The sequence below is a fragment of the Microbacterium sp. SCPM-O-B-15248 (M128) genome (genome assembly GCF_058214835.1).
Window position 1 is genome coordinate 472,928 of sequence record NZ_JBYQLI010000003.1, and the last position, 22,820, is coordinate 495,747.

Genomic DNA, 22,820 nt, shown 5'->3' on the forward strand with positions numbered 1-22,820 from the left:
TCCGAGGTGGTGTCGTGGCCCCAAAATGGGCCCGAAAACGAAAGCTCCGGCCCATAGTCTGATCGCTAGGACCGTCGGTTTTCCCTGAGCCCCGGACCGAGTGGGGTCTTGGGCCCCCGCGCGCGGCGGGAGTTTCGGGCCCGCCGCGCGTCAGTTTCAGCCGGTATGATCCGCGGATGGATCCAAGATCCGATGCGCGCCTCGGCGGCGTGGACGAGACTCGCGAGCTGACCTACCTCCGCGCTGGCATGGAGCCTCCGTGGGAGGTTCCGCACCGCGGCGGCCGTGACGTGCGCCTTGAGCCGGAGCTACAGACGGAGTACCAGCGGACACGCTGGCTGGAGTTCCTCGAGCGGGTGGAGCACTACCGCGCGGAGGGGCTGCTCTAGTCGGCGGGGAGCGCGGGATCGTACGGGTTGTCGGGGCCGCGATCCTCCGGCGGTCGCTCGTCGAGCGCCACGCCTTCGCAGATCGCGCAGATCCCTGTGGGGAGGAAGGGGTCGACGTCGACGAGCTCGTGGCCGCCGACTGCGGTGTTGTGGACGTCGACGGGGCTCATGCGACGGGGACTCCTCCGAGTGCGGTACCGGGCAGTGTGGTGGGCCAAGCCTGTGAGGTCAGCCACGTCATCGTGCCGCCTATGTTGACAGCCGGGATCGGCGTGCCTGTGGTCATCTGACCCGAGGAGCCCACGTACGCGCGGTAAACGCTCGTGGGGGAGTTGCCTTCGAAGAAGAGGGTGAAGCCCTCGGTGGAGTATGGCTGGAAGCCGGCGGGCAGTGTCTCGAATTGCGGCGATGTCGCGGCGGATCCGTTGAGCGATCCGATCACGAAGGAGACCAGGCTTCCGACTCGTCGGATGCGGTACGAGCCCATCGTCCAGCCGTTCAGGAGGGGGCCGGTCACCCCGCGCCAGCCCGTGTCGCCGTAGAAGAGCTGCTCGCGGTTGGTCGTGTCGTCCCACGTATACATCGCGCGGCCGGCGGTGTTGTCGACGCGCTGCTGCGGGATGAAGGTCCAGGCGCCCCAGACGCCGCCGGTGAGGCGTCGCGTGTGGACGCCGCGGACCGCGCCCCAGTTGCCGCCGGAGACTGTGAAGCGCTGGACGACGACGGCGAGGACGGAGCTGGAGGGGGCCACCTCGAGCACGCCGGTCACGCTCTCGATGGGATAGTTGCGGGCGAAGGTGCTCTGCGAAGTGGACGGCTGCAGGTAGGTGCCGGGGTACGTGACCGTGTTGAGGTCGGTGGTGCCGAGGTTAATCATCGTTGGGGCGAGTTGGAGCTCGACGTTATTCACGTCGTTCCAGAGGTATGCCGCGGCGCCAGGCTGCCCCGTGGGGGAGTCGACACGAGTGCTGTGGAAGACGCGCCAAGGTGTCCATCCGCCGGAGTTGGAGGCGCGCTCGTAGTGCAGCCGGGCGTCGGTGAGGTTGGCGCCGATCTGCGGGTAGAACTGTTGGACGGCGCGGCCGCCCGTGGCGCCGAGGCTGTTGCGACTGAGCACGACGAGCATGCCCGACACGCCTTCTACGGGATAGTTCCGGGCGATCTGTGCGGATGCAGTGTTGGGCTGCCGGTAGACGCCGGGCAGGTAGACCGTGTTGAGGTCGGTCGTGAGGAGGTCGGTGCCGGCGAACTGTCCGGCGAGGGCAAGGTCGCGCGCGGTCTCGGCCGCGGTCTTCGCGGTCTCCGCTCCAGTCCGGGCAGTCTCCGCGCCCGCTCTCGCCGTCTCGGCTCCGGTGCGCGCGGCCTGCGCGTCGGTATTCGCCTGGGCAGCAGTGTCGCGCGCGCCGGTGGCGGCCGTACTGGCGGTCTCCGCGTTGGCGCGAGCGGTCTCCGCTCCCGTGCGCGCCGTTTCGGCACCTACGCGGGCTGTGCGGGCGTCGGTCGCCTCGCCTGCAGCCTCCTGGACCGCTTCGGAGGCTGCATCGAAGATCTGCTGTGCGGACGGAGGGAGTGGGACGAGCGGGGAGAAGGTCGACGGGTCGACGTCGGGGAGGTCGGCGAAGTTCACCTCGTCGGAGGTCGGGATCGTGGTGAAGCGGACCAGCGGGGTCCCGGAGTGGTCGGCCCCAGTGGCGGCGATCGTCCAGCGGATGCAGAACGTCCCGTCGGTGGGGAGGATGTCGAGCAGGTCGACGGGCTGGCCGTCGATGATCTTCGTGCGCAGGATCGTGTCGGGGATGTAGTCCTGGCCCGCGACGAGGGACACGGGGCCCTCCCCGTTCCAGCGCTCGAGCGCGATGATTCCGGAGGCGAGGTTTTCGAGCTGGCCGAAGCCGGGGACGCGGCCGCGGAGGCGTACGAGGGTCACAGGCAGGCTCCTGCCGAGCGCAGAGGTGCGGCGACGAAGAAGGAGTCCGCTTCCGCTGCGTCGCGGTCGGAGGCCTCCTGGAAGAGGGTGCGTGCGATGGTGTTGAGATCGCTGCCCTTGGCGCCGATGGTGAGGCCGAGGTCGTCGGCCTTGATACTCATCTGGCCCTGCTGGGCGTAGAACAGGGCGAGCTGGGTGACCAGAAGCCCGCCGGCGCGCAGGACGTTTCCTCCGGCGTTGGCGATCGCCGCGATGAGCTCCGCGTCGGACCAGACGGCGAAGAGCTTGGTTCCGGCGGGCGCCTGCGGCGACGCTGTCGCAGTGGTGTCGCCGAGCAGGTAGCGGAGCTGCCCGACGGGTGTAGTCGGGTCGATGGGGAAGGCTCCTGCGGTCATGGCGGCGGAGTCTACGGCTGAGATTGCACGCTATTCGCTTCGCCAACGACGAAGGCCCCCACCCGAAGGCAGGGGCCACGTCGGCGGGCGTCAGGAGATGACGCCAGCAGTGCGGAGGGAGGCGAGCAGGTCGTTCAGGCGGGCCTGGGTGGAGGCGGCATCCGTGGCGTTGGCCACGGCGACACCCTTCTTCACGCCGCCGGTGATCGTCGGGGTTGCCACGGGCAGGTCGCCCACGACGGCGAAGGGCTGAGGCGTGTTCTCCCCCGGAGCCGGGGCACTGCCCCGGCTCAGAGAGATCGGCTTGGGCTTGCTCACGCCTGGCCCGAACCGTTCGACGCCACGATCCAGCGGTCGTCCCAGAGGACGGAGCCGCGCACGAGGCGCGCGCGCATCGAGATCGTGTCGGCCTCGTAGGAGCCCTCGAACGCGTCGACCGTGCCGCCGCCGGGGTAGAAGCCGGCGTCCGACTTCATGCGCAGCTCGATGTCCTCGTAGCCGCGGAGCTTGAGCAGCTCCCAGACCGGACGGCCCTTGGTCGTGCCCGGCTTCGGGACGAGCTTCCAGGTGCCGGTGGGGATGCGGTCGGACTCCACGACCGTCAGGTTCGGCATGAGCTTGCCGAGCGGCGCCGGGCGCAGGCGCAGCGAGCCCTCCTGCTCCTCGATGACGGAGTTGAACCGCTCGACCATCCAGTCCCACTTCTTCTTGCCGCCGGTGGGCAGGAAGAGGTTGTAGGCCGAGATGATGCCGATCTTGCGGTTGTTGATCTTCACGAGCTCGTGGAACATTGAGGCCGCGATGATCGCTTCCGGCGACAGGGGAGCGTTCGGGGGAACGATCGTGCCGTCGGGCAGGGTCACGGCCGAGGCGGGGAGCGCGGCCTCGTCGAGGGCGTCGAAGATCTCCTCGTACGTGGTGTCGCGCTGGGTGTCGCGCAGGGCGTCCGGGATCTGCTCGAGCAGGCCGGTGAGGGAGTCGTTGATCTTCGACTCCCAGGTGAACTCGAACCGCGCACCGCGCTTACCGAGCTTCTCGTACATCGAGTCCTGGTTGCCCTTGACGGTGACGATCGGGTAGCGGGTACCCTCCGGCACGACGGCGAGGGCGCCGCGGGAGTTGATGCCGGGGCCGTTCAGCTTGCCGAGGCCGATCAGGTCGAGCAGGGTGACCGGGTTGAAGTCGCGCACGGTGCGCGTGGTCACGAGGCCGTCGATGACCTGCTTCTCGTCCTCGGGGAGCTGGGGGATCACCTGCATGTTGATGAGGTGGGTCAGCGAGAACCCGATGGACGAGCTGGTGAACAGCTCGGCGAGGGTGGCGTCGGCGATGCGGTCGCCGGCCAGAGCCTTCTCGAACAGCTCCTTGGCGCGCGCCAGCTTTGCCTCGGTGACGAGGGGGTGGACTTCCAGCTTGCCATCGAGCGTGATGGGGTTCTGGTAGTTCTCGAGCAGGGTGCTCATGGTCAGCGTGCTCCGATCAGCTTGACGGGGAGGCGGCCTGCGGCCTTGGTGTAGTCGGCCGTGTAGTTCACGCGACCGACGAGGGTGTTGGAGGAGGCCTCCAGGGTCAGCGCGCCACCGGCGGTGACGTAGACCTTGGTGCCCTGGGTCGTGGTGGTCGGAGCGGGGGTCGTGCCCGTGCTGACGACGTCTTCGAACCCCCAGGTACCGTCGAGCGTGACGCCGGCGGCGTACTTGCCGGCGCCGCCTACGGTCGCGTCACGGTTCGACACGCCGGGTCGGACGATGCCGCTGACGGTGTGGGGGCCGTAGACGATGGAGGTGCCCGCGACGCCCTCGGTGTCGGTGAGGACGATCGCGGCCACGCCGTTCTGGACGGCCAGGGTGTACTGCGGGGTGGGGGCGTCGAAGTACCAGATCTCGGTGGCCTCGTCGCTGTGCGCGAAGACCTCGATGGTTGCCTTGGCCATGATCACTTACCTCCGAGTCCGGCGACGGACCAGCTCTTCACGGGGGATCCGCCCGTGGCGGCCTCGGCGGCGACGTACGAGCCGGGGGTCGTGGTTGCGGTGGGCGTCTGTGCGCCCTTGGCGGCCTTCGCCTCGGCCGCGACGGACGTGGCGAGCTTGATGCCCTCGGTGACGTCCTTGCCGGCCTTGAGGTCGGTGATGAGCGCCTCCTTGAGGGTGGGAACGAGCTCGATGCCGTCGATCTTGTTGATCGACTCGAGCGCGGTGATGGCCGACTCGACGGCGTTCGGAGCGTCGGCCGGCTTGGCCCCGGCGGCGGCAGCCTCGGCGGCCGTCTTCTGCTCCTGAACGAAGTCGGTCAGCGGCTTGAGGGCGGCGACCACGTTGGCGCCGAGCGCCTCCGTGATGGCCTTGATGGCCTTCTCGTCCATGCTGATGTCCTTCTGGTGGGTGGATCCGGGCGCCGGGGTGGAGCCAGGCTGGGCACCCTCGGCGACGCCGAGGGAAGACTTCTCGCGCTTGCCGGCGAGACCGATAGCGAAGCCCGCGGCTTCGCGGAGGATCGTCTGGTCGACGATGCGCTTGGCGCTTTCCAGGGCGAGTGAGACGACTGCGCCGTCCGCGCCGGGGACCTCCACGAAGTCGACCGAGTTGTACGGGGCTTCGTTCATCGACAGGAAGCGCTCGACGATGGGGAGGCCGCGCGGGCCCTTCCGGATCGCCATTACCGGGTTGCCGTCCTCGTCGAACTTGAGCTGGCCGTTGTCGTCGGTGAGGTACTCCCGCTCGTATTCGACGGAGGCCGTGATCGAGGTGCCGATGACGTCTGCGAACTGTCGGATGAAGTTGCTCGCTTCGCCCTCGGCGGCGACGGCGTCGGCGTACATGCCGTCTTCTTCTTCGACGGGTTCGGAGACGGTCTTGGCGAAGATGCGGCGGACGTCGCCGCCGGCCTCGCACATCGTGTCGTGGTTGGCGCGCATGCGGGTTCCGGCGGGGAACGCTTCGGCGAAGTCGCGGACGATGGCGGGGACGGGGTAGTCCGCAGAGGAGCCCTCGACGACCGTCGCGCCGGGAGCCCAGCCCATCAGGCGGACTCGGAACTTCTGGCCCTGGCTCTCAGGAGTGACCGCGCGAGTGCCCTGGCGGTACGCGCTCTCGCGGACGACGACGCCGTTCGCGGCGGCCTGGGCTTCGTTCTTCACGGGCGCGGAGTCTAAGGACGCGGCCGGGGGAACATCACTTCGAGCGGGAATCTGTTTCAGTCCCGTCGGATGTCGTTGCTCGCGTTGCCGCCCTGCTGGCCGCCGGTGCCGTTCGAGCGGCCCTGCGCGGGGGAGGCGACCGAGGTGTTGCCGGACGAGTCTCCGCCCGCCGGAGCGGGCTTCGGCACGGCCTTGGCCATCGCCTTCGCGAGGAGAACGGAGGGGCGCTCGTCTTCGGCGGGGACGTCCTCGTGCGGGCGGCCGTAGATGTCGGCGATGCGGTTGGCGAGAGCCTGGCGGGTGATCGTGTCCTGCTGGTAGTCGAGGATCGCGGCCTGGACCTTGCGGTACACCTCGTCCTCGGCGTCGTAGGGGACGAAGCTGACGGAGGCGTTTGCGGCGCCGAGTTGCCTCAGCACCCGCTTCTCGAAGGCGACGTGCTCGTCGCGGCGCGCCTGCATCGCGAGGCGGGTAGGCAGGTCGAGGGAGGAGATCGAGGCGTAGCTGTCGTCGCCGGTGTCGCTCGTGAGGACGGTGGTCGGGATATCGAGCGCGGTGGCGATGACGGCGAGCAGCGGCCGCAGGGTGTTGAAGTCGTAACCCTTCTGAGCACCCTGGAGAACCTGGATGTCATTCGCTCCACCGACGACGGCCATGCCGCCGGCGGTGTGCGCGGAGGCGTACTGCATGGCGACGTTGTCGGCGGCCGGCTTGTTCTTCGCGGTCGCCTTGAGGGCGAACCGCGTGAGGGCCTCGGTGACGGAGCGACCGTCCATGTAGGCGTCGCGGGCGATGCCGTTCCAGATCCACGCGGCGAGGGCGTCGGGCGTGCCGTATGCCAGGCCGCCGACGGGGTTGGCGTGCTGGGCGAAGATGATGGAGGTCTGCGAGACCGGGACGCGTTCGCGGTTGTGCGGCGACGTGATGTTGAGCGATCGCTTGCTCTTGGCGAGGTCGGTGAAATACCACATCTTCATCTGGTACGACTTGCCGGTCTCGAGGTTGACGTGCGTCCACTCGCGCAGGTACGCCCAGACGACGCCGATGCCGTCTGGGTGCATGAGCTCGCCGGTGATCTGGCGGAGGGGAATGGCCTCGATCTTCTTGGTGCGCTCGTCGAGGATCCAGAACGCGATGCCCTGCGTGTAGAGGTTGTGCTCACGCTTGCGGCGCGCGGCGGGGCCGAAGTAGTTCTCCTGGTTGTCGGGGTCGTCGATGAACTTCTGGACGTCCGGGACGCCCTGGCTTCCGCCGGCGGGGATTTTGCCGTGCTGGATGCCGTCCTTGAGGATGAAGTTCGCGCGCACCCGGAAGCCGCGGCCGATCCAGGGCGCTCCGGGCACGGACTCTTCGAGCTTGCGGCCCCAGTCCTTGAGGTCCTGCAGGCGGAGACCGAACTGGGAGTCGGCGCCGCGGTCGTAGAGGCGGACCCAGCCCTTGTCCTCGCGGGCGAGGATGGTGCGCATCCGATCGTACGACTCGGCCAGCACAGCGACGGCGCGAGCGCCCTCCTCTGTCCCGAGGGCGGATGCCTCGGCGATCGCCTCGGAGATCTCAACGAGGACGGCGTTCTGGGCTGACATGGCGGCGGAGTCTACGGCGCGCTTAGCACGCAAACGCGTTCACAGCGGGTAGGTGTCGCTGTCGCGCTGGTACCGCTCGGCGATGAAGTCGTTCGGGTCGATGAGGACCGCCTGACCGGGTTCGAGCTGGCTGAGGGGGTCGTCGTCCGGCGGGTTGACGACCTCGAGGGTGGCGTACATGCACGCGTCGGCGCGGTCGGGGGAGCCGCCGAGGAGCGTCTTCATGTCGGCCTTAGGGTCGATCTTGATCGCGCCATCGAGCAGCTTGTATGTGATGAGCATGAGCTCGTCGCGGAGTTGCGTGTCGGCCGGATCGAGGTCGATCCTGCCGTCCTTCATCAACGTGTTCAGGTGGTCGTGAACTTCGTCGCGCCACTTCTTCCAGCGAGTCTTGTCGCTCGATCGACGAGCGCCCTTCACGCTGACGACGCTGTAGTGCTTGCGATCCTCGGCGAACTCGGGCAGGCGCATGAGATCGGTGGTGACGCCTTCGCCGACCGCGGTGCCGTCGACGCGGACTTCGCGCGCATTGGTGTACCGGGCGATCGCGTTGATGCGGCGGGCGGCGGTGAGCGTGTCCTCCTTCGTCCAGACCCCCGTGGTCTCACGCTGCTCGTCCCCATCCATGTAGGAGATCGTCTTGTCGAACAGGCGAACGCGGCCGCCGTGGTTGACGTAGACGACCGACTCATCCTCACCGGTGGTGGCGATGTCGCAGCCGAGCACGGGGCGGATGGAGTCGTTGAGCTCGATCTCGGTCTCGAGAGCGCGCTGGATCTCCTCCTCGGCGAAGAAGGTGTTGTCGGCGTCACCGGGGAACTCGCCCATGACCTTCGCGCGGAATCGGCCGTTGGGCGTGCCGCCGATGCGGCGGTTGTACTGATCGTCGTCGGGGTGGAGATCGTCGGGAACGATGTCGCCGCCGGTCATCCAGGAGCGCTCCTTGTGGGCGATCCAGTGGCGCGAGGTGAGGCCGCGCATCATCGCGGCCTGCTTCTCGGGCTCGTCGGGGTAGACGAGCTCTCCGGTCATGGTCGGCAGGTCGTACGCCGAGATGGTGTGCTTGTTCCAGTCGGCACCGAGGTCGGTGTTGAAGATGTTGAAGAACATCGTGCCGCGACGGTCGGGGTTTCCGATGCCGACGATGCGCGACTCCTCACCGGTGACGACAGCTTCGGCGGCGGTAAGGAGGTCGTCCGGGAGGCCACCCATCTCGTCCAGGCCGACGAGCGTGCGTCGCTTTCGGGTTCCCTGGAAGGATGAGACGATGTCCTGGTCGGCGGGGCGCTTGCCGATGACGACGGCTTCCTTACCCGAGCCGTCGGGCTTCTGGTAGTTCCATTCGAGCGTCTCGGAGATCCACCCCAGCGGCTTCGGGCCGTGGCCGGCCTTCGCGCGGGAGGCCATGAAGCCCCAGGAGTCCTTGAGGTACTTGAAGATGACCGTCTGGATCTGCAGCCGCCCGTTCGCGGACGCCAGAGCGAGCGACTCCTCCGGCGGCCACGCGGTGACCCACCAGACGATGAGGTCGGCGACGGTGAGCGACTTGCCGCAACCGTTGGCGGACTTGATCGCGTTGCGGATGCGGCCGGTGGTCGGCGTGGCGCACTCGACCATGATCTCGGCCATCTTTTCGTAGTACCGCCGACCGAGGATGTCGTTGGACCAGGCGAGGTAGTCGCGCTGGTAGATGGCTTTCCGGGAGCGCTCGCGAATCTCGTCCATCGCGGCATCGAAGACGGCGCCGTCGAGGAACATGGTCACGAATCGACCTGCTTCGCGGCGATCGCCTGGCGGGCGCTGAGCATGGCTTCCTCGACGAGGATGTCCCACCGCTGGGAGTCAATCTCGCCCGAGAGCGCTCCCTTCATGTATGCGAGCGCATGGATCACGACCTCGCCGAGGGTGCGACCGACGTTCGAGTTATAAGTCTCGAGCTGCTCGCTGGTGACCGCCTGGCGCTTATCGAGCCGGTCGAGGAGGACGTTGGCGTACTGGAGCTGCAGCTTGGCGTTGTCGACGTTCAGCTCGTCGCCGCGCATCGCCATCAGGTTCATGTGGAGGATGCGGATGAGTGCCCGCTCCTTCTGGACATCGGTGAGCCAGTCGCCTGCGGTGAGGAGGTCACTGACGCGCTGCCGCACGCGAGGAGGCGTGATGGCTCCGCCGAGACGGCGGGAGATCTCCTCTGCGCTGATCTCCATCGCCGCCAGCTCGATGAGCTGGTCATCCACGGACTTGCCGCGGGCCATGGGGATCTGGTTCATGGCGGCGCAGTCTACGGGCGCGCACGAGACGAACCCCCCTCGCCGCCGGTTGGCTCGCGAAGGGGGTTCGTTGTGGTCGGGAACTAATTCCCCGCGGCGCGCGCCTTCGACTCCTGCGCGATCTCGGCGTTCTCGAGTTCGAGTTCCAGCTCGAGCTGCTTCGTGGAGTGCGACGGGGCGAAGTCGATTCCCTCGTCGGGATCGGCGTCGACCGCGGGCGCCGGCACCGGGGCGGCGTAGACGAAAGGTGCCCGTGCGATCGCCCAATCCGTGATGAGGTTCATCAGCTCGACGGAGTCGGCGCGGCGACCGGACGGTCCGACGCCGTTGAGGTTGAACAGGTGCTCGGGCGCGTGCTGCTTCCAAATGGAGTTGGCGTGGGCGCGGCCAGCCGCGTGCGGTCCGAGCGCAGTGAAGAACTCCTCGACCTGCTTCGCGGACCACTTCCGATCCTTGCGGAGTTCGTAGTAGACGCCCGCGAGGATGCGGATGAACGTCTGCCCACCCAGGAGCATCGTGTCTCGCATCTGGCCGGCGGTGATCTGACTGTGTAGCAGGGCGTTCACCGGGGGCATCGTCTTCACCAGCAGGTCGAAGAACTCGTTGGTCTCGCGAGCGATCGCGGCCTCCTCGCCCTTCCACGCCTCGTTGTCCTTGCGGGACACCCGCCCCTCGAAGCCCTTCCGCATGGTGCGGATGATCTCGACAACCTTGGAGGCCGGGATCCAGAACGGGCTGTTTTTTTGAACGCGGTCCTTGTCCAGATCCACCCGGTTGAGCAGGAGCGGGTGCTCGAGCACCATCGGGAGGGCACGGTTGACGATCTTGCGACTGTCGAAGCGTGCGCGAGTCGACGCGGTGATGCCCAGAGCGTTCTCGGCGATGTCGAAGAACATCTGCTTGGCTTCGTCGATGTCGTCGGTGACCTGGATCTCCACGGCCACCCGCTGCTTGTAGAAGCGATCGCGCGCCCCCTCGAGGCGGTCGATCTCCTTCTGTGCGTCCATCTCGGCCCGCTTGTCGTCCGGCATGGTGCGCCGCACGGTCGCCTTGTACGAGCGGGCCTTTTCGATCTCTGCGTCGAGCTTGTCCAGCGCCATGAAGAACCCGAGGATGCGGTGCTGCCCGTCGAGGATGTGGATGTCACCCTGGCGCCGCTTCGGGTAGGACATCACGCCGAACGCCGCCGAGGGGATCTCCTGCACCGACTCGAAGTGGAACATGTTGACTGCGCGCAGGATGATGCCGGGGATGACCCAGCTCTCGTTCTCGATGAAGTAGCGCGCAAACGCCTCGGCGTGCGACGCGTTGATGCGACGGTTTCCCTCGGTGGGAACAGCCGGATCGGGGCGCGGCACGAGGCCCACAAGCTCGCCAGGTGTGGCGGCGAGGCCGTAGACCGTGCGCGTTCCCTGCTGATACTTGGTGGCAAAGAACTGCTGATCTGTCTGATAGGCCGACGGCGTGAACGTCGACGGCTGGACCTGGATGTCCATCGTGTCCTCTCCATACAATGCGTCGCTCCCGCCGGTCCGGGAGACGTTTCGCTATGTCGGAAGCATAGTCTAAAGTCGCAAATTGGGGGGAAGTCGGCGACCCGAAACCGCCGGCGGGCCCCCGTTCACCCGAAAATGAACAGGAAGGGTCGCGCGGTTATGACCACGCGTGTGCGTGACGTCGACGGAGCCAGGGAAATCCAGCTCGACGCCACTTCGAGGGACGGCAGTGTATTCATCTCGGGGAAGGGCTTCTGCCTGGAGTTCGATCGAGCGTTGCTCGAGCATGCTCTTCGGAAGGAGCTGGGGCTCGACGTCGTGATTTCGATCGGCGAGCTGTTGGGGGACGGCGTGGTCACTCCGACCGACGTAGTCGATCTCGCTCCACCCGCACCGGACGGCCTGCGCGTGTGAGCACGAGGACAGTCGCCCCGGCGTGATCCTCCTGGACCACGACCGGGACGACTGACTCGACCATCACGCGCTCGCCTGCGGCGAACGCCTCGGTCATGCGGGTTCGCCCGCCTCCTCCGGCACGAGGTCCGGAGAGAACAGGTAGTCGAGGCGTTCGCCGTGACCGTCCCAGTTCTCGAGCTGACCCTTGTTGGCGCGCTCGGCGAGGTGGGAGATCTCCCCGTAGGTGCCTTCGCGCTCGACGAAGCCCGGCGGGGTGTCGGGGAGCGCCTTGTAACGCTCCTGGTCGCGGACGAGTTCGCGCTTTCCGGTCAGGGCAGAGCGGCCCCACGTCGCCCCGCGCTTCTGTACGACCAGGCGGAAGCGAAGCGGGGTCTCCACGGCGGCGGTCACGCGGCCGGCTCCATCATGAGCGCACGGTCCTTGTTCCTGGACCCGGTCAGGGCGTCCTCGAGCGCGTCGCGATCGAACCAGCCCCGCACGAGGATGTCCTGGGCACCGCGTTGCGTGCGGGCAGCGACGTGAACCTGGCCCTCTTCGCCGTCGGTGAAGGCCAGGGTGACCTCGCCGCTGCCAGAGGCGACGACGCTCACTCGCTGTCTCCGGTGGCTTCGGCGGGCGCGAAGGGGTCGACCCGGAGGCTGCGGCGAACCCGGCCGCGCGTAAGCAGGCGCACGGCGCCGTTGGCGTGGAGGGTGACCTCCGCGATGTCTTTTCGTTCGACGCCGCGTTCGTGCTCGATCGCGTTCAGGAGGATGTCGACGGCTGCATTGACCGTGGCCTCTTTGGCGATGAGCTCCTCGAGCTCGGCGTCCAGGACGCTGAGGGACTCAGCCTCGATCCGGGTGTCAGCGGTAGGGACGACCGCAGGGGTCGGGGCCGCGGGAGTGGCTGCGGGAGTGGCCGCGGTCTCGTCGGGGTCCTGGTTGGCGGTGTTCTCGTTCATGGTGTTCTCCTTATGGTGGGTGGTCATCGGTGGCTTGCGGGAATGAGGCTGAGGAACTCGTCGGCGGGGAAGTCGTCGGGCCAGCGCGTCCAGATGCGCTCGTAGCGGCTGTTCGCGAGGCGACTCGGGAGGAGGGAGGAGTGGACGGTGTTGCGCGCGAGCCGCCAGTAACCCTCGTGGTTGAGGTTGTCGACGGAAACCTCGGCCGGGTCGATGCCCCACTTCTGCAGGAGCGCCTGTGCTCGAGCGGTGGTGCGTTCCCGGGGTGCTGTCAGCATCATGCTGCTTCCTCGCTTCTCTGTTGTCGGGGCCAGTGGGGGTTGACGACCGCGTTCGGCTCGCCGCCCTTGGAGCGAAGCCACTTCTGCAGGGAGGCGGACTGCCCGGCCTTCCAGGCGATCGACTCGATGTGGACGTCGCGCGGGCTCATACCCTGCAGGCGCTTCTTGCGGAATTGGGCCTGCACGATGCGGCCTGCGGCCACCGCGTCCGCCTGAGCCCCGTGCGCCTCCTCGTCCGTGAGCTGGACGCCGTAGTGCGCCGAGGTGAACTGGAGCTTGCGCGAACCTTTCCGGTACGGGTCGATCGCCTTGTCGATGACGTAGCCATCGAGGACGGCGACGCCCGCCGGTTCCGTTTGTGTGCAAAAAGTCAACGATCTCAGCCACGGCGCCGTGCGACGGCGTTCGGCTTCGAGGAGCGTGAGGTCGTACTGCAGGTTGTAGCCGGCGAGCGGCCGCCCGGATGCCATGCACTCGGCCTCGATGATCGCGTGGAGCTGGGCGATCATCTCGACCGGAGTGCTGGTGGCCTCCGAGCGGGCGCGCTCGCTGGTGAAGCCGTGGATCGACGCCGCTTCGGCCGGGATCTCCACCCCGGGGTCGACAACCCAGTCCATGCCGTACGCGATCTCGCCGTTTGCACGCAAAACCCCGAGGTAGGCGGTCACGATGCGCGCGGACAGAGGATCACGGCCGGTGGATTCCAGGTCGAAGCAAAGAGGCTCGATGTTCACGGGTTACCCTTCGTGCTTCGGATGCCAGGCAGCGGCGGCGGGGGCGACGGCGACCGTGGTGTCGTCGAACAGCATGGATTCCATCTCACCACGCTCGTTCAGCGACCAACGCTTCCCGGTGCCCTGATCCAGAAGATCCTGTACCGCGGCGACCTCGTCGGGGGTGTGGGGGCGGGGCGGCGCGCCCAGCGCCTCGACGAGACTGTGGTCGCTGGTGACCGGGCTCACTCCTCGCCGCCGGCCCCGCCGTCGCGGATCTCGTCGAGATGTCTCGTGAACTCGGCGGAGACGGACTCGAGCAGACCGGGGGCGAAGTGCTGCGCGATGACCTGCAGGGCGATGCCTCCCACCTGGGATGCCAGGATCATCACGGCCTCATCCTCGTCAACGTAGCGAGTGGGGAAGCCGTCCTTGATCGGCACGAACTCGCGGTACGTCGTGCCGTCGACCGTGATGCTCAGCTCGATGAAGCGTTGCGTGAGTGACGCTTCGAGGGCGTCGATGTCGTCGGTCATGGTCAGAGCTTCTTCCCGTGGAGACGAGCGCGCGTCGCGTTGTAAGACAGCTTCTCGTCGATGATGTCGGCGAGGTCGATGTTCGCCTCCTCCGCATAGTCCAGCGCGCGGATGACGACGTCGGCGAGCTCGGACGGGACGCCCTCGGGCTTGTACTTGCCGCGCTCGAACGGAGTCTTGTTCCAGGGCTGACCGCTGGCATCCACCTCGTCCTGCCAGCTCGGGTAATAGGTCTCCGCGACGCCCCGACCCTTGCGCAGCTCTTCGAGCAACTCGGCGACCTCCGTGGTGATGAGCGACGCCCGTGCCATCCAGTAGTGGCGCTCGAGGGCGGGGATCATGCGAGCGATCCGGTCGACCAGGCGACGCAGGAAGGTGCGCGGCTCGTCATGGACGCCGCTGATGAACGCCGGGAGGGAGCGGATGTCGAAACCGTCCTGGTGGAAACCCTTCTCGGCGTTGGCGGCGCCGATCTGCTTCTGCAGGGCGCGGATGGTGTCGATGGTGCCCATGGTGAGCGTCATGCGGATGCCTCCTGGCGGCTGATGGTGAGGACGGAGATGGTGATGGTGCGGTGCTCGATGAGCTCGCGGTCGGACGCGAAGCTGGTGTGCTCAATCTTGTCCGTGTGGGTCTCGACCTGGAGGGTGTCCCAGATCGCGACGCGGTCGTGGTCGATGACCTTGTTCTCGAGGGACGTGACCGCGCTCGAGAGCTCCAGTGCGATCGTGGCCGCGGTGGTGCCCTCGGAGAGGGCGACCGTACGGTCGACGGTGATGTGGCGACTCATCGCGTCGGCACCGCCTCGGGCGAGTTCTTGTCGGGGAAGACGTGCGACTCCACCCAGTCGTCGAGGTAGGCCAGGTACTCGACCGTCTCGGGGTCACCCTTGCCCGCACACTCCTGCCGCGCGAGGTCCCGGTAGGCGATGGCCAGCCCCCGCAGGATGTCGGATCTGACGACTTCGTGGGTGAACTTCGCGCCGTCGGCGGCGTCCGAGGTTGCGGCCTGCGTGAGAGACGGCTCGTAGCGGAGGTCGAAGGCTGCCAGCTCGTTCGGCACGCCCTCGCGGACGCGGATCGCGATGGTCGCGGGAAGGGTGGGGCGGCTCACTGCTGGACCTCCTTGGGGAGGTTGCCGCGCTTCGTGCCGCGGTTGGCGATGAACCTCGCGATGAACCTCGCGATGAACCTCGCGATGAACCTCGCGATGCGGTTCGCGGACCGGGCGCTGGAGAAGCCGTAGACCCGGGCGAGGGGTCCGCGGCTGACGGAGTCCTGGGGGAACAGGTCACCCTTGGAGCGGATGACCGGCTCCTGGACGAACGCGCGGAGGATGACCGGCGTCGGCTCCTTCGGCTTCTTCGAGTAGAGGCCGCGGGCGGTCTCGGCGTACGTCGGGTTGCCGGTCAGCTCGGTCGCCTGGCGGAGCGCGCGCTGGGTCTTCTTGCGGGCCTTGCGGATCTTGGTGCTCATGGTGTTTCCTCTCGGTCGGTGGTGGGGAGAAGCTCGACCTGGAAGGTCGAACCGGGGCGGGTGGGGGCGATGAACGGCTCGCCGTCGACCTCGAAGGCGACGAATCCGCCGCCGATGCCGGCGGGAAGGTCTACCGCGATTACTTCGAGGCCGAGCATCGTGTCGGTCAGGCTTGGGCGGGGTATGCGTGCCCAGCCGGAGCCAATGAGTGCGACGGTGGCGCCGACGGCGATCGGGGTGACGCTCACGGGAGGGCCACCTTGTAAATCGCCGCGATCGTCCACATCGCGCCGAACGTCAGCGCGAGGAAGAGGGCGACGCGGGCGGCGGTGCCGCCGAACGGCATCCGCGGGCCGTCGCCAGGCCGGAGGGCAGTCACAGGCTCGCCGCCAATCGTGCGAGCTTGTCGACCTTGGCGTAGAGCTCCTCGAGCGTGCCGTCGTTGTGGAGGACGAACGTGAAATCGTCCGCGCCGACGCTGTTCTCGCTCGAGTGCGCCGCTGTCGCGGTCGACGGCGCTTCCGCTCCGGGTCGCTCGACCCAGAGAAACCAGGCGGTCGGGCTGTACTTGCCCGTGATGAGCTGCAGCTCGTTCGGATAACGCAGGCCAGTCAGGACGACCGGGATGCCCCTCTTTTCGAACTCGTCGATGCGTCGGCGGACGATGTTTGTCCAGGTGTCTTCGCCGATCATCTTGCGGCCGACCTCGGTTCCGAGTGCCTGCAGGAGGCGGCGGACCTCGGGTTTCTTCTTGGCCTCGGTGTAGCCCACGGCCTCGCATAGCTCCGCGTATCGCATCTGCTTTCGCGGCGTGTTCCAGCCGTAACCGGGCGCGCCCTCGGGGTACTGGACAAACTCGTCCACGATCACGATCGGGTCCAGCGCGAGCATCGCCTCGTGGAGTGCGTCGCTCATGCCGATCTTGACGTAGCCGTGCCTCTGAACGAGGTAGTCGGCCACCGCGTCCTTGCCGGCGCGGAGCTTGCCGCCGAGTCCGATGACGGTCATGAGAATGCCTTCCTGAGTCGAGCGAAAAGGTCGTGTTCACTGCGCTGACGCGCGTACGTGCGCAGGACGCGACGGGAGGCCCCTCGGATCTGGGACCCCGAAGCGAACGTCTCTCGCGCCAGCGCGTATCCAGGAAAGGAGCCACCGTTGGGGAAGTGTGGGGCTGGCCCGAACTCCTTGAGGTAGGAGCCCCACACATCGACCTCGGCACCCTCGGGGAATAGACCGATCTGGTAGCGATCCTCGCTCTGGTGGCGATCCGTGCCGCTGGACTTGGAGACGACCCACTTCGTTCCGGGCGGAGCGGCGAGCGGCTGGGTCTTGTCGGTCACGCGGTCCTCTCCTTGAGGGTGTCGAGGGCGCCCCAGCCGGCGAGGACCCGCTTACCGGTGACGTGGCGGTTGTAGGGCTGGTCGAAGACGACGTGCTCCCACTCGGGGACGAGGGTGCCGGTGATCTCCGGCTTGTCGTCGATGAGGAGGGCGCCCCGCACGAGGGTCTTGTCGTGGGTGAGGATCAGGTCCTTCACCCACGCGGTGCCGAGGTGGTTGGCGACCCAGTCGACCTTGTCGGAGGCGCACGTCGGGTTCGTGGCATCCGGGGTGGAGCAGAGCTTCACCGTGGCGCCGAGGTCGCGGAGGAGGTACATGCCCTCCACAGCGCCGTCGATCGGGTTGAGCCCGGCGTAGAAGCCCGGCGTGGCCTGGATGGAGCGGATCATCCGGCGCGACGCAGGCGAGGTGCTGGGGTCCCACTGGTTGTGATCCAACTCGGATGCGTCCCCGCCGGCGTCCACGTACGCCTCGGCGATCCCCTCGTGCCAGTCAGCGAGCACGCCGTCCATGTCGACGAGGACGACCGAGCCGGGTGTGACGACGCTCACGGGTCGATGCCGTTCTCGTCGCCGCTGAGGATCGTCTCGCCGGCCGAGTAGACCTCGTCGGCGGCGGGTGCCGGGCGGGTGATCGCGGCGATGCGCGCTTCGGCGGCCTCGTCGGCCTCGGCTTCGGCGTCTTCCGCGCGGACGCGGAGTGCGGTGGTGATGTCGGCCCAGAACCGGTCGGCAGCCGGCTTCGGTCGACCGCCCTGCAGGAGGAAGAGGTGCGCGAAGGGTCCCTCCTGCCGCCCGCGGTACTCATCGAGCTCGAGCGCCTCGATGACCTTCTCGAGCGTCTCGCGGCGGATTTCCGCCTCACTGCGCGCGGGCGTCGCGTAGTCCACGCCGATCACCACGCGCTCCTCCGCGGCCGCCCGCGCGGCGGCCAGCTTTGCACGCAATTCGGCGTTGTCGGCCTGGAGTGCGTTGACGTTGGCGAGGCGGAGGAGTTCGAGGCTCGCCAGGGCGCGGTCGGCGAGCGATTGCCAGGGCCACGAAATCGGCGACGGCGCTTCGTGGCCGAGACCCTCGGCCTCGTCGACGTGGCGGAGGATGGCGTGGGTGAGGGCGTTGATTTCGGCCTGGGCCCGCTGGAGATCGGCCCAGATTTGGCGCTTAGAGGTCACTGCTCGCCCCCCTCGTAGTCGAACTCGGGGAGGAGGTTCTCAGGCTTGATGAGCACGCGGTGGTGGTAGACGCTGACGTCGATGGTGCCGAGCTGCTGCACGGTGACGATGTCGTTGTCGCCCTTCACGACGAAGTGCTTGGTGTACTGGTCGGGGCCGATCTTGCAGGTCACCTCGAGGGCGCCGGCGAGGAAGGAGTCTGCGGACTCCAGCGAGCAGCGCCCTTCGACCTGCAGGGCCACCTCGGCGCCGAAGCCGGTGGTGACGGTGATGCGGCGCTCGATCTCGAACTGCTCGGCGGCGGTGGAGATGTTGCGGGAGGCGGTGTCGGCGTCCGTCGTGCAGGCGGTGAGCCCGATGGTCAGGCCGGCGACGACGGCGGCGGCCGCGGCGATGCCGCGGATGGTCCTTCTCTTCGTGGTGTTCATGGTGGGTCCTTTCAGTCGGTGGTCTCGGTGGGGGCGGGGACGAGCGTGGCGCCCCAGAAGGGGGCGGGTTCTTCGGGGGAGTGGAGATGTACGGCCCACTCCTCGCCGCTGGTGTCCTGGATGACGGGGGTGTCGTCGTACCAGAAGTCGGTGATCTTGTGGCGGGTGCCGGCCTGGAGGCCGACGACGCCGAAGGCGTTCCAGCCGTTGCCGGTCAGCTCGACGAGGGCGCCGCGTTCGAGAGCGGTCATGCTGCGGCCGCCTCGATTCCGGGGGCCTGCTCCTCGAAGGTCGCCACGGGGGCCGGCGCGCTGGTCGCTTCGATCGCCAGGAGGGTCGCGTTGTAGCGGTGCAGGGTGTCCGCCAGCGCCTCGACGTCGGACCCGGCGGCGATCGCGGCGTTCTCGTAGCGCTCCTTCTCGGCGGTCTTGCGCTTGAGGCGAGCGAGGGTGCTGTCGCGAAGGAGGGTCAGGACCTCGATCGGCTGGGCTTCGTTGACGGTCTCGGTGATGCCGTCGATGGTGATTCTGGTGCTCACGGGGTGGTCTCCTTCGGGGTGGGGGTGGCCTTGGTCGGCCGCTTCTTGCGCGGCGCGGGCTTCTTGAGCGCGGCCTCGGCCTTCTGGGCGGCGAGGCGGGCCTGGGCCCGCTCGAGGCGGGTGGGCTTGGTGGAGAGCATGCCGAGCACCTCGGTCATCAGCAGCGCGAGGAACGGCATGAGTGCGGCGAGCGAAGCTCCGGTGTATCTCTGCAGCGCGGGTGCGGCGTCGGGGGTGTCTTCCCAGACGTGGAAGAAGTTCGCGGCCGCGGAGATGCACGCCAGCCCGACGGCGGAGACGGTGAGGATCCACGTCGACTCGCCGCGGGTCTTCCGGGGGAAGCGGGCGAGGGTGAGGACGATCAGGGCGACGTCGATCGACATCGGCACGAGGAAGGTCAACAGCGGCGGGAGCAGCAGCCACGCGCCGACCGCGGTGAGGCCCTGCCACGACACAGCGATCATCGCCATGGCGACGACGGCGACGCCGATGTTGACGGCGTGGTAGAGCCACGGAGCGTCCCCGTTGAAGCGCGCGCCGGCGCCGGTCTTCGCACGGCGGTGGGTCGGGGCTTCCTGTACCGGCGCAGCCGGTTCGGCGGCGGGCTTGGTCGTGCGCTTGCGCGGCGCTCGGGGCTTCTCGGGCGGGATCGAGGCAGCGAACTCCTGCAGGATGCGGCTCGCGGGGTCGTCGGGCGTCGACGTCCCGATGACGCGGCCTGCGCTGTCGTCGGGCGCGGGATTCGGGATGACGGCCGGCGTCGACTCGACGGATGCTGCGCCGAGGGCGGCGAGGCTCGCGATCTCGTGCCAGCCGCGCTCGCCTGAGCCGACGACCGGCGGGGTGGTGCCGGTGTAGCCGGTGGGCGTGGTGTCGCGGGGGTCGAGCTGCGGGATGACGGGGAGGCTCATCGGTCGAACACCGCCAGTCGCGCGACGTGGAACGCGCCGATCAAGAGGGCGGCGAGGATCACGAGCGGCCAAACGATGCCGAGCAGGGCGAGGATCGCGGCGGTCCGGTCCTTCTGGGCCCAGGCGACCGCGCCGATCGCGATGGACCAGCAGAGGGCGACGAAGAGGTAGAGGATCATGCGGCGGCCTTCTTGAGCCGGGCGATCTTCGGGAAAGGTCTGAACTCGAGCATGGTGCTCCTCTCTGCGGGCAGCGCGGGGCGCTGCGGGGGAGTCGTTCGGGGTAGGCCGGAGCCCGGCGGGAATCAGTTCCCGTAGAGCGCGATGATCTCGCGGGCCCAAGCGAGCTTGTCCTCTACGCGCTGTCCGGCCGGCTGTGACTTCGACCACAGCTCAAGGTTCTCGAGCCGATTGTCGTGGCGGACGCCGTTCTTGTGGTGGACCTCTTCGGATCGAAGCAAGGGGCGGCCGAGGTGCTGCTCCATGACGAAACGGTGCTGGAGTTGAGCCATCCGCTTGCCATTGTGGGTAAGCGAACGCGAGACGTAGCCTCGGTTCGTCAGGTACCAAGGTCCCCACTCGCCGCAATGCTGCGCCCAGTGCGGCGCGTCGAGCGGATAGCCACGTCGGTCGCGGTCGTAGTGGAGCTTGCAGTACCCGTGCGCGTAGTGGCGCCGGTCACACCAGTCGAGAGAGCAAGTCCTCAAGCTCGCCGCTCCTCTCGATTAGTGCGATGTCCACGCCCGCCGGGCGTTCCGAGCCACTTCCGGCCTTGTTGGCTCCGAGTGACTGTCCGGCTGTTTTGTGTGCTACCGGCCTTACACGTTTAACACTAGCGGTGTTTTGCGTACTAATCGAGAGCTTTTCACCCCGGTTCTGCACCAATTTGAGGGGTTTTTGGTACGCGGGGGAGGGGCCTGGCGGCGCGGTAGGGCTGGGAGGGAGCGACCTCGGTCGGCTGGGACGCGCCTAGGTGCGTCTGGGGTTCTCGTGGGCCGCATGGGGCGTTGGCGTCTGAACGTGGTCGACCCCCGGCGCACTGGAGAGGAGCAGCGTGCCGGGGGCCGTGGGGCGGAGTCTAGGGCGGGGTGTGGGGGTATACGTGTTCGCGGTGGCTGGGCTGAGGGTGGCGTGTGGGTGGGTGTCGCGCGGGTCTCAGCGGGGTGTGGCCAGGATCGCGATGAGGGCGATGACGATGGGGACGGCGGCGATGCCTGCGAGGATCCCGATCGCCTTGGAGGCGCTGCCGGTGTATTGGCCGGGGTCGGTGGGTGCGACGGGGCGGGGGAGTTGGACGTGGTCGGTCCAGTCGGTGCCGTCGAAGTAGCGCTGGGGGATGAGGGCCTTGTTGGTCCACGGCTGGGTGGGGTGCTTCGGGTCTGGGTACCAGCCGGCGGGGGTGCTCGAGCTCATGGGCACAGGGTAGTGGGTGCGGGTTTCTGGGGAGGAAAATCTTCTGGCGGTGGAACGGGGGTGGGGTGTCGGTGTCTGGTGAGGGGTTTCGGGGCGTGGTCTGATAGGCGTATGGGTAGGACGCGGTATTCGGCGGAATTCAGGGCCGCGGCGGTGGCGCGTGTGCGCGAGCTGGAGGCGGTGGGTGGATCCCAGGGTTATCCCGGGAGGGCGGGCTTCGTGAGGCCAGTCGCGCGCGAGTTCGGCATGCCCGCGGCGACGCTGCAGTCCTGGGTGAACGAGCGGCCAGCGAAGTCCCGTCAGTCGACCCTGGAGGATCGGCTGCGCGGAGCCGCGATGGTTCTCGACGAGGGCATGACCCCGCGAGAGGTGAGTGAGGCCCTCGGTGCGAGCATCCAGGCGGTAAGGCAGTGGGTGCGCGACGAGAAGGCTCGCAGGAGCGGGGCCACAGGGGGCTGAATCCGGGGGAGGGGGGGCTTGTGTGCGGGTGCAGCACGAGGGTCCCTACGCCCCCTTGTTCGAACGAGAATTCGAGTGGTTTCCTGTGTACCTGGCCTCGCGCCCGCATAGGTGTTCGATTCTATGCGTCCTGCAGCGCGCCCCTGTGCTGTCGTTTGCGTGCAATCTCATCCCTACGGTGTCTCAAATAGCACCCTATTTTGGTGCAATTGGTGCTAGGCTATACGTATCGGGCAGGGCTGAACCTGCCCCCGATCTAGGGACATAGGACATGGCTCAGCACCGCACCCCCGCCCCCTGCACACACTTCGAATGCGCCCTCATGGGCAGCGTGTGCGTCGAGTCCGGCGCACCGGCACTCATGCCGCCTCGCACCTACGCCGCCCGCCGTATCGTCACCCTCCTCTACGAGTACGCGGACGCGGACGGCGGACCCGCCGAGGTATGCGACGACGAAACATTCAACGTCGACGCCACCCCCCACCGCGTCGAAGACGAAACACTCCGGTTCGACACCATGGCCGAACTAGTCGCCGCAGTCCGCCGCGACGGAGTGACATTCCAGGCCACGGGAGCCGATTGGGCAACCGACCCCGACGGGTCGCAGATCATCGACTACGCCACCGCAGAGCGCGAAACCGTGTCATGGCACTTCGACACCCTCAGCCCCGCCATGCTCGCCCGCGTCGTCATCCCCGCCGTGGATGCCCGGTGATCGCCATGACCAGCACCACGCCTCGCCGCAACCGCCGCGCGAACACAGACGATCTGCCCGTCCGCGACAACCGGATTTTCAACGTCCAGACCATGCGTGACGGCTACCGCGTCCGGTACATCACGCACTACTACCGGCGCAACGCCACCGCGGGCTACCGGTACACCGGCCCCGCCCCCATGGGCAGCGTGCACGGCCACCTCACCCCCCGCGCATGACCCCCCGCGCCCCCATCATCCCCCGCACCGTCGGGGACTGGCTCACATGCCTCAGCGTCACGGCGCTA

40 protein-coding genes are annotated in these 22,820 nt (G+C 67.8%); 5 read left to right on the forward strand and 35 right to left on the reverse strand.

Annotation, left to right across the window (positions count from 1 at the left end):
• Positions 1 to 176: 176 nt before the first annotated feature.
• Positions 177 to 389, forward strand: coding sequence for a hypothetical protein (locus AC3E6M_RS07610; RefSeq protein WP_490529491.1), 213 nt, complete (start codon positions 177 to 179; stop codon positions 387 to 389).
• On the opposite strand, the gene AC3E6M_RS07615 is transcribed toward AC3E6M_RS07610, so the two are convergent.
• From AC3E6M_RS07615 to AC3E6M_RS07665, 11 genes are all read right to left on the reverse strand, one after another.
• On the reverse strand, positions 386 to 559 hold the full coding sequence (locus tag AC3E6M_RS07615) for a hypothetical protein (protein WP_490529492.1): 174 nt from the start codon (positions 557 to 559) through the stop codon (positions 386 to 388). The genes AC3E6M_RS07610 and AC3E6M_RS07615 overlap by 4 nt on opposite strands.
• The gene (locus tag AC3E6M_RS07620; RefSeq protein WP_490529493.1) at positions 556 to 2,316 is read right to left on the reverse strand and encodes a pyocin knob domain-containing protein; all 1,761 of its coding nucleotides are present in this window, start codon (positions 2,314 to 2,316) and stop codon (positions 556 to 558) included. The genes AC3E6M_RS07615 and AC3E6M_RS07620 overlap by 4 nt, the downstream gene beginning before the upstream one ends.
• Positions 2,313 to 2,711, reverse strand: a complete 399-nt coding sequence (locus AC3E6M_RS07625; protein ID WP_490529494.1) for a hypothetical protein — start codon at positions 2,709 to 2,711, stop codon at positions 2,313 to 2,315. Before AC3E6M_RS07625 ends, AC3E6M_RS07620 begins: the two co-directional genes overlap by 4 nt.
• 90 nt (positions 2,712 to 2,801) lie before the next feature.
• Positions 2,802 to 3,029, reverse strand: a complete 228-nt coding sequence (locus tag AC3E6M_RS07630) for a head fiber protein (protein ID WP_490529496.1) — start codon at positions 3,027 to 3,029, stop codon at positions 2,802 to 2,804.
• Positions 3,026 to 4,174 (reverse strand): phage major capsid protein, encoded by a 1,149-nt coding sequence (locus tag AC3E6M_RS07635; protein ID WP_490529497.1) that lies wholly within the window; start codon positions 4,172 to 4,174, stop codon positions 3,026 to 3,028. Before AC3E6M_RS07635 ends, AC3E6M_RS07630 begins: the two co-directional genes overlap by 4 nt.
• Positions 4,175 to 4,176: 2 nt before the next feature.
• Entirely contained in the window at positions 4,177 to 4,644 is a 468-nt protein-coding gene (locus tag AC3E6M_RS07640; protein ID WP_490529499.1) for a hypothetical protein, read from the reverse strand.
• Between the two features lie 2 nt (positions 4,645 to 4,646).
• Positions 4,647 to 5,849 (reverse strand): hypothetical protein, encoded by a 1,203-nt coding sequence (locus AC3E6M_RS07645; RefSeq protein WP_490529501.1) that lies wholly within the window; start codon positions 5,847 to 5,849, stop codon positions 4,647 to 4,649.
• Between the two features lie 56 nt (positions 5,850 to 5,905).
• Positions 5,906 to 7,432 carry a hypothetical protein gene (locus AC3E6M_RS07650; RefSeq protein WP_490529502.1) on the reverse strand — a complete coding sequence of 509 codons (1,527 nt, stop codon included), beginning with the start codon at positions 7,430 to 7,432 and terminating at the stop codon, positions 5,906 to 5,908.
• Between the two features lie 39 nt (positions 7,433 to 7,471).
• Positions 7,472 to 9,196 (reverse strand): hypothetical protein, encoded by a 1,725-nt coding sequence (locus AC3E6M_RS07655; RefSeq protein WP_490529504.1) that lies wholly within the window; start codon positions 9,194 to 9,196, stop codon positions 7,472 to 7,474.
• Entirely contained in the window at positions 9,193 to 9,699 is a 507-nt protein-coding gene (locus tag AC3E6M_RS07660) for a hypothetical protein (RefSeq protein WP_490529506.1), read from the reverse strand. Before AC3E6M_RS07660 ends, AC3E6M_RS07655 begins: the two co-directional genes overlap by 4 nt.
• Positions 9,700 to 9,782: 83 nt before the next feature.
• Positions 9,783 to 11,195, reverse strand: a complete 1,413-nt coding sequence (locus AC3E6M_RS07665; protein ID WP_490529507.1) for a DNA sulfur modification protein DndB — start codon at positions 11,193 to 11,195, stop codon at positions 9,783 to 9,785.
• Positions 11,196 to 11,354: 159 nt separating this feature from the next.
• On the opposite strand from AC3E6M_RS07665, the gene AC3E6M_RS07670 reads away from it, so the two are divergent.
• Positions 11,355 to 11,609 carry a hypothetical protein gene (locus tag AC3E6M_RS07670; RefSeq protein ID WP_490529508.1) on the forward strand — a complete coding sequence of 85 codons (255 nt, stop codon included), beginning with the start codon at positions 11,355 to 11,357 and terminating at the stop codon, positions 11,607 to 11,609.
• Between the two features lie 93 nt (positions 11,610 to 11,702).
• Here AC3E6M_RS07670 and AC3E6M_RS07675 read toward each other — a convergent pair whose 3' ends face one another.
• The 24 genes from AC3E6M_RS07675 to AC3E6M_RS07790 form a co-directional block, all read right to left on the reverse strand.
• Positions 11,703 to 12,002 (reverse strand): hypothetical protein, encoded by a 300-nt coding sequence (locus AC3E6M_RS07675; protein ID WP_490529509.1) that lies wholly within the window; start codon positions 12,000 to 12,002, stop codon positions 11,703 to 11,705.
• On the reverse strand, positions 11,999 to 12,202 hold the full coding sequence (locus AC3E6M_RS07680; RefSeq protein ID WP_490529511.1) for a hypothetical protein: 204 nt from the start codon (positions 12,200 to 12,202) through the stop codon (positions 11,999 to 12,001). The genes AC3E6M_RS07675 and AC3E6M_RS07680 overlap by 4 nt, the downstream gene beginning before the upstream one ends.
• Complete coding sequence (locus AC3E6M_RS07685) at positions 12,199 to 12,555, reverse strand: hypothetical protein (RefSeq protein ID WP_490529514.1); 357 nt, start codon at positions 12,553 to 12,555, stop codon at positions 12,199 to 12,201. Before AC3E6M_RS07685 ends, AC3E6M_RS07680 begins: the two co-directional genes overlap by 4 nt.
• Before the next feature lie 23 nt (positions 12,556 to 12,578).
• Positions 12,579 to 12,836, reverse strand: coding sequence for a hypothetical protein (locus tag AC3E6M_RS07690; RefSeq protein ID WP_490529515.1), 258 nt, complete (start codon positions 12,834 to 12,836; stop codon positions 12,579 to 12,581).
• On the reverse strand, positions 12,833 to 13,570 hold the full coding sequence (locus AC3E6M_RS07695; protein WP_490529516.1) for a 3'-5' exonuclease family protein: 738 nt from the start codon (positions 13,568 to 13,570) through the stop codon (positions 12,833 to 12,835). Before AC3E6M_RS07695 ends, AC3E6M_RS07690 begins: the two co-directional genes overlap by 4 nt.
• 3 nt (positions 13,571 to 13,573) lie before the next feature.
• On the reverse strand, positions 13,574 to 13,798 hold the full coding sequence (locus AC3E6M_RS07700; RefSeq protein WP_490529517.1) for a hypothetical protein: 225 nt from the start codon (positions 13,796 to 13,798) through the stop codon (positions 13,574 to 13,576).
• On the reverse strand, positions 13,795 to 14,085 hold the full coding sequence (locus AC3E6M_RS07705) for a hypothetical protein (protein ID WP_490529518.1): 291 nt from the start codon (positions 14,083 to 14,085) through the stop codon (positions 13,795 to 13,797). Before AC3E6M_RS07705 ends, AC3E6M_RS07700 begins: the two co-directional genes overlap by 4 nt.
• Before the next feature lie 2 nt (positions 14,086 to 14,087).
• Positions 14,088 to 14,609, reverse strand: a complete 522-nt coding sequence (locus tag AC3E6M_RS07710) for a nucleoside triphosphate pyrophosphohydrolase family protein (RefSeq protein WP_490529519.1) — start codon at positions 14,607 to 14,609, stop codon at positions 14,088 to 14,090.
• Positions 14,606 to 14,875, reverse strand: a complete 270-nt coding sequence (locus AC3E6M_RS07715; protein WP_490529520.1) for a hypothetical protein — start codon at positions 14,873 to 14,875, stop codon at positions 14,606 to 14,608. The genes AC3E6M_RS07710 and AC3E6M_RS07715 overlap by 4 nt, the downstream gene beginning before the upstream one ends.
• Positions 14,872 to 15,198 (reverse strand): hypothetical protein, encoded by a 327-nt coding sequence (locus tag AC3E6M_RS07720; RefSeq protein ID WP_490529522.1) that lies wholly within the window; start codon positions 15,196 to 15,198, stop codon positions 14,872 to 14,874. Before AC3E6M_RS07720 ends, AC3E6M_RS07715 begins: the two co-directional genes overlap by 4 nt.
• Positions 15,195 to 15,560, reverse strand: coding sequence for a hypothetical protein (locus tag AC3E6M_RS07725; protein ID WP_490529523.1), 366 nt, complete (start codon positions 15,558 to 15,560; stop codon positions 15,195 to 15,197). Before AC3E6M_RS07725 ends, AC3E6M_RS07720 begins: the two co-directional genes overlap by 4 nt.
• Positions 15,557 to 15,808 carry a hypothetical protein gene (locus AC3E6M_RS07730; protein ID WP_490529525.1) on the reverse strand — a complete coding sequence of 84 codons (252 nt, stop codon included), beginning with the start codon at positions 15,806 to 15,808 and terminating at the stop codon, positions 15,557 to 15,559. Before AC3E6M_RS07730 ends, AC3E6M_RS07725 begins: the two co-directional genes overlap by 4 nt.
• Positions 15,805 to 15,939, reverse strand: coding sequence for a hypothetical protein (locus tag AC3E6M_RS07735; protein ID WP_490529526.1), 135 nt, complete (start codon positions 15,937 to 15,939; stop codon positions 15,805 to 15,807). The genes AC3E6M_RS07730 and AC3E6M_RS07735 overlap by 4 nt, the downstream gene beginning before the upstream one ends.
• On the reverse strand, positions 15,936 to 16,568 hold the full coding sequence (locus tag AC3E6M_RS07740) for a deoxynucleotide monophosphate kinase family protein (RefSeq protein ID WP_490529527.1): 633 nt from the start codon (positions 16,566 to 16,568) through the stop codon (positions 15,936 to 15,938). Before AC3E6M_RS07740 ends, AC3E6M_RS07735 begins: the two co-directional genes overlap by 4 nt.
• Positions 16,565 to 16,900 (reverse strand): hypothetical protein, encoded by a 336-nt coding sequence (locus AC3E6M_RS07745; protein WP_490529528.1) that lies wholly within the window; start codon positions 16,898 to 16,900, stop codon positions 16,565 to 16,567. The genes AC3E6M_RS07740 and AC3E6M_RS07745 overlap by 4 nt, the downstream gene beginning before the upstream one ends.
• Positions 16,897 to 17,451 carry a 5' nucleotidase, NT5C type gene (locus AC3E6M_RS07750; RefSeq protein ID WP_490529529.1) on the reverse strand — a complete coding sequence of 185 codons (555 nt, stop codon included), beginning with the start codon at positions 17,449 to 17,451 and terminating at the stop codon, positions 16,897 to 16,899. The genes AC3E6M_RS07745 and AC3E6M_RS07750 overlap by 4 nt, the downstream gene beginning before the upstream one ends.
• The gene (locus AC3E6M_RS07755; RefSeq protein WP_490529530.1) at positions 17,448 to 18,071 is read right to left on the reverse strand and encodes a hypothetical protein; all 624 of its coding nucleotides are present in this window, start codon (positions 18,069 to 18,071) and stop codon (positions 17,448 to 17,450) included. Before AC3E6M_RS07755 ends, AC3E6M_RS07750 begins: the two co-directional genes overlap by 4 nt.
• Positions 18,068 to 18,499, reverse strand: coding sequence for a beta-sandwich lipoprotein (locus AC3E6M_RS07760; protein ID WP_490529532.1), 432 nt, complete (start codon positions 18,497 to 18,499; stop codon positions 18,068 to 18,070). Before AC3E6M_RS07760 ends, AC3E6M_RS07755 begins: the two co-directional genes overlap by 4 nt.
• 11 nt (positions 18,500 to 18,510) lie before the next feature.
• Entirely contained in the window at positions 18,511 to 18,750 is a 240-nt protein-coding gene (locus tag AC3E6M_RS07765; protein ID WP_490529533.1) for a hypothetical protein, read from the reverse strand.
• A complete protein-coding gene (locus AC3E6M_RS07770) occupies positions 18,747 to 19,037 on the reverse strand; it encodes a hypothetical protein (RefSeq protein ID WP_490529534.1) in 291 nt (96 codons plus the stop codon). The genes AC3E6M_RS07765 and AC3E6M_RS07770 overlap by 4 nt, the downstream gene beginning before the upstream one ends.
• Positions 19,034 to 19,948, reverse strand: a complete 915-nt coding sequence (locus AC3E6M_RS07775; protein ID WP_490529535.1) for a DUF2637 domain-containing protein — start codon at positions 19,946 to 19,948, stop codon at positions 19,034 to 19,036. Before AC3E6M_RS07775 ends, AC3E6M_RS07770 begins: the two co-directional genes overlap by 4 nt.
• A complete protein-coding gene (locus tag AC3E6M_RS07780; protein ID WP_490529536.1) occupies positions 19,945 to 20,127 on the reverse strand; it encodes a hypothetical protein in 183 nt (60 codons plus the stop codon). Before AC3E6M_RS07780 ends, AC3E6M_RS07775 begins: the two co-directional genes overlap by 4 nt.
• A 125-nt stretch (positions 20,128 to 20,252) precedes the next feature.
• On the reverse strand, positions 20,253 to 20,459 hold the full coding sequence (locus AC3E6M_RS07785; protein ID WP_490529537.1) for an HNH endonuclease: 207 nt from the start codon (positions 20,457 to 20,459) through the stop codon (positions 20,253 to 20,255).
• A 643-nt stretch (positions 20,460 to 21,102) separates the two neighbouring features.
• Positions 21,103 to 21,360 (reverse strand): DUF2510 domain-containing protein, encoded by a 258-nt coding sequence (locus AC3E6M_RS07790; RefSeq protein ID WP_490529538.1) that lies wholly within the window; start codon positions 21,358 to 21,360, stop codon positions 21,103 to 21,105.
• Positions 21,361 to 21,579: 219 nt separating this feature from the next.
• Here AC3E6M_RS07790 and AC3E6M_RS07795 point away from each other — a divergent pair, with 219 nt between their 5' ends.
• From AC3E6M_RS07795 to AC3E6M_RS07805, 3 genes are all read left to right on the forward strand, one after another.
• Positions 21,580 to 21,819, forward strand: a complete 240-nt coding sequence (locus AC3E6M_RS07795) for a helix-turn-helix domain-containing protein (RefSeq protein ID WP_490529539.1) — start codon at positions 21,580 to 21,582, stop codon at positions 21,817 to 21,819.
• A gap of 271 nt (positions 21,820 to 22,090) precedes the next feature.
• The gene (locus AC3E6M_RS07800) at positions 22,091 to 22,534 is read left to right on the forward strand and encodes a hypothetical protein (RefSeq protein WP_490529540.1); all 444 of its coding nucleotides are present in this window, start codon (positions 22,091 to 22,093) and stop codon (positions 22,532 to 22,534) included.
• A gap of 5 nt (positions 22,535 to 22,539) precedes the next feature.
• Complete coding sequence (locus AC3E6M_RS07805) at positions 22,540 to 22,752, forward strand: hypothetical protein (RefSeq protein WP_490529541.1); 213 nt, start codon at positions 22,540 to 22,542, stop codon at positions 22,750 to 22,752.
• Positions 22,753 to 22,820 lie beyond the last annotated feature (68 nt).

What these genes read in the sequence shown, in the direction of transcription:
- AC3E6M_RS07610 (WP_490529491.1), top strand. Translation starts at nt 177, where the DNA reads ATGGATCCAAGATCCGATGCGCGCCTCGGCGGCGTGGACGAGACTCGC.
- AC3E6M_RS07615 (WP_490529492.1), bottom strand. Translation starts at nt 559, where the DNA reads ATGAGCCCCGTCGACGTCCACAACACCGCAGTCGGCGGCCACGAGCTC.
- AC3E6M_RS07625 (WP_490529494.1), bottom strand. Translation starts at nt 2,711, where the DNA reads ATGACCGCAGGAGCCTTCCCCATCGACCCGACTACACCCGTCGGGCAG.
- AC3E6M_RS07635 (WP_490529497.1), bottom strand. Translation starts at nt 4,174, where the DNA reads ATGAGCACCCTGCTCGAGAACTACCAGAACCCCATCACGCTCGATGGC.
- AC3E6M_RS07640 (WP_490529499.1), bottom strand. Translation starts at nt 4,644, where the DNA reads ATGGCCAAGGCAACCATCGAGGTCTTCGCGCACAGCGACGAGGCCACC.
- AC3E6M_RS07650 (WP_490529502.1), bottom strand. Translation starts at nt 7,432, where the DNA reads ATGTCAGCCCAGAACGCCGTCCTCGTTGAGATCTCCGAGGCGATCGCC.
- AC3E6M_RS07660 (WP_490529506.1), bottom strand. Translation starts at nt 9,699, where the DNA reads ATGAACCAGATCCCCATGGCCCGCGGCAAGTCCGTGGATGACCAGCTC.
- AC3E6M_RS07665 (WP_490529507.1), bottom strand. Translation starts at nt 11,195, where the DNA reads ATGGACATCCAGGTCCAGCCGTCGACGTTCACGCCGTCGGCCTATCAG.
- AC3E6M_RS07670 (WP_490529508.1), top strand. Translation starts at nt 11,355, where the DNA reads ATGACCACGCGTGTGCGTGACGTCGACGGAGCCAGGGAAATCCAGCTC.
- AC3E6M_RS07685 (WP_490529514.1), bottom strand. Translation starts at nt 12,555, where the DNA reads ATGAACGAGAACACCGCCAACCAGGACCCCGACGAGACCGCGGCCACT.
- AC3E6M_RS07690 (WP_490529515.1), bottom strand. Translation starts at nt 12,836, where the DNA reads ATGATGCTGACAGCACCCCGGGAACGCACCACCGCTCGAGCACAGGCG.
- AC3E6M_RS07705 (WP_490529518.1), bottom strand. Translation starts at nt 14,085, where the DNA reads ATGACCGACGACATCGACGCCCTCGAAGCGTCACTCACGCAACGCTTC.
- AC3E6M_RS07710 (WP_490529519.1), bottom strand. Translation starts at nt 14,609, where the DNA reads ATGACGCTCACCATGGGCACCATCGACACCATCCGCGCCCTGCAGAAG.
- AC3E6M_RS07715 (WP_490529520.1), bottom strand. Translation starts at nt 14,875, where the DNA reads ATGAGTCGCCACATCACCGTCGACCGTACGGTCGCCCTCTCCGAGGGC.
- AC3E6M_RS07725 (WP_490529523.1), bottom strand. Translation starts at nt 15,560, where the DNA reads ATGAGCACCAAGATCCGCAAGGCCCGCAAGAAGACCCAGCGCGCGCTC.
- AC3E6M_RS07740 (WP_490529527.1), bottom strand. Translation starts at nt 16,568, where the DNA reads ATGACCGTCATCGGACTCGGCGGCAAGCTCCGCGCCGGCAAGGACGCG.
- AC3E6M_RS07760 (WP_490529532.1), bottom strand. Translation starts at nt 18,499, where the DNA reads ATGAACACCACGAAGAGAAGGACCATCCGCGGCATCGCCGCGGCCGCC.
- AC3E6M_RS07765 (WP_490529533.1), bottom strand. Translation starts at nt 18,750, where the DNA reads ATGACCGCTCTCGAACGCGGCGCCCTCGTCGAGCTGACCGGCAACGGC.
- AC3E6M_RS07775 (WP_490529535.1), bottom strand. Translation starts at nt 19,948, where the DNA reads ATGAGCCTCCCCGTCATCCCGCAGCTCGACCCCCGCGACACCACGCCC.
- AC3E6M_RS07780 (WP_490529536.1), bottom strand. Translation starts at nt 20,127, where the DNA reads ATGATCCTCTACCTCTTCGTCGCCCTCTGCTGGTCCATCGCGATCGGC.
- AC3E6M_RS07785 (WP_490529537.1), bottom strand. Translation starts at nt 20,459, where the DNA reads ATGGCTCAACTCCAGCACCGTTTCGTCATGGAGCAGCACCTCGGCCGC.
- AC3E6M_RS07790 (WP_490529538.1), bottom strand. Translation starts at nt 21,360, where the DNA reads ATGAGCTCGAGCACCCCCGCCGGCTGGTACCCAGACCCGAAGCACCCC.
- AC3E6M_RS07800 (WP_490529540.1), top strand. Translation starts at nt 22,091, where the DNA reads ATGGCTCAGCACCGCACCCCCGCCCCCTGCACACACTTCGAATGCGCC.
- AC3E6M_RS07805 (WP_490529541.1), top strand. Translation starts at nt 22,540, where the DNA reads ATGACCAGCACCACGCCTCGCCGCAACCGCCGCGCGAACACAGACGAT.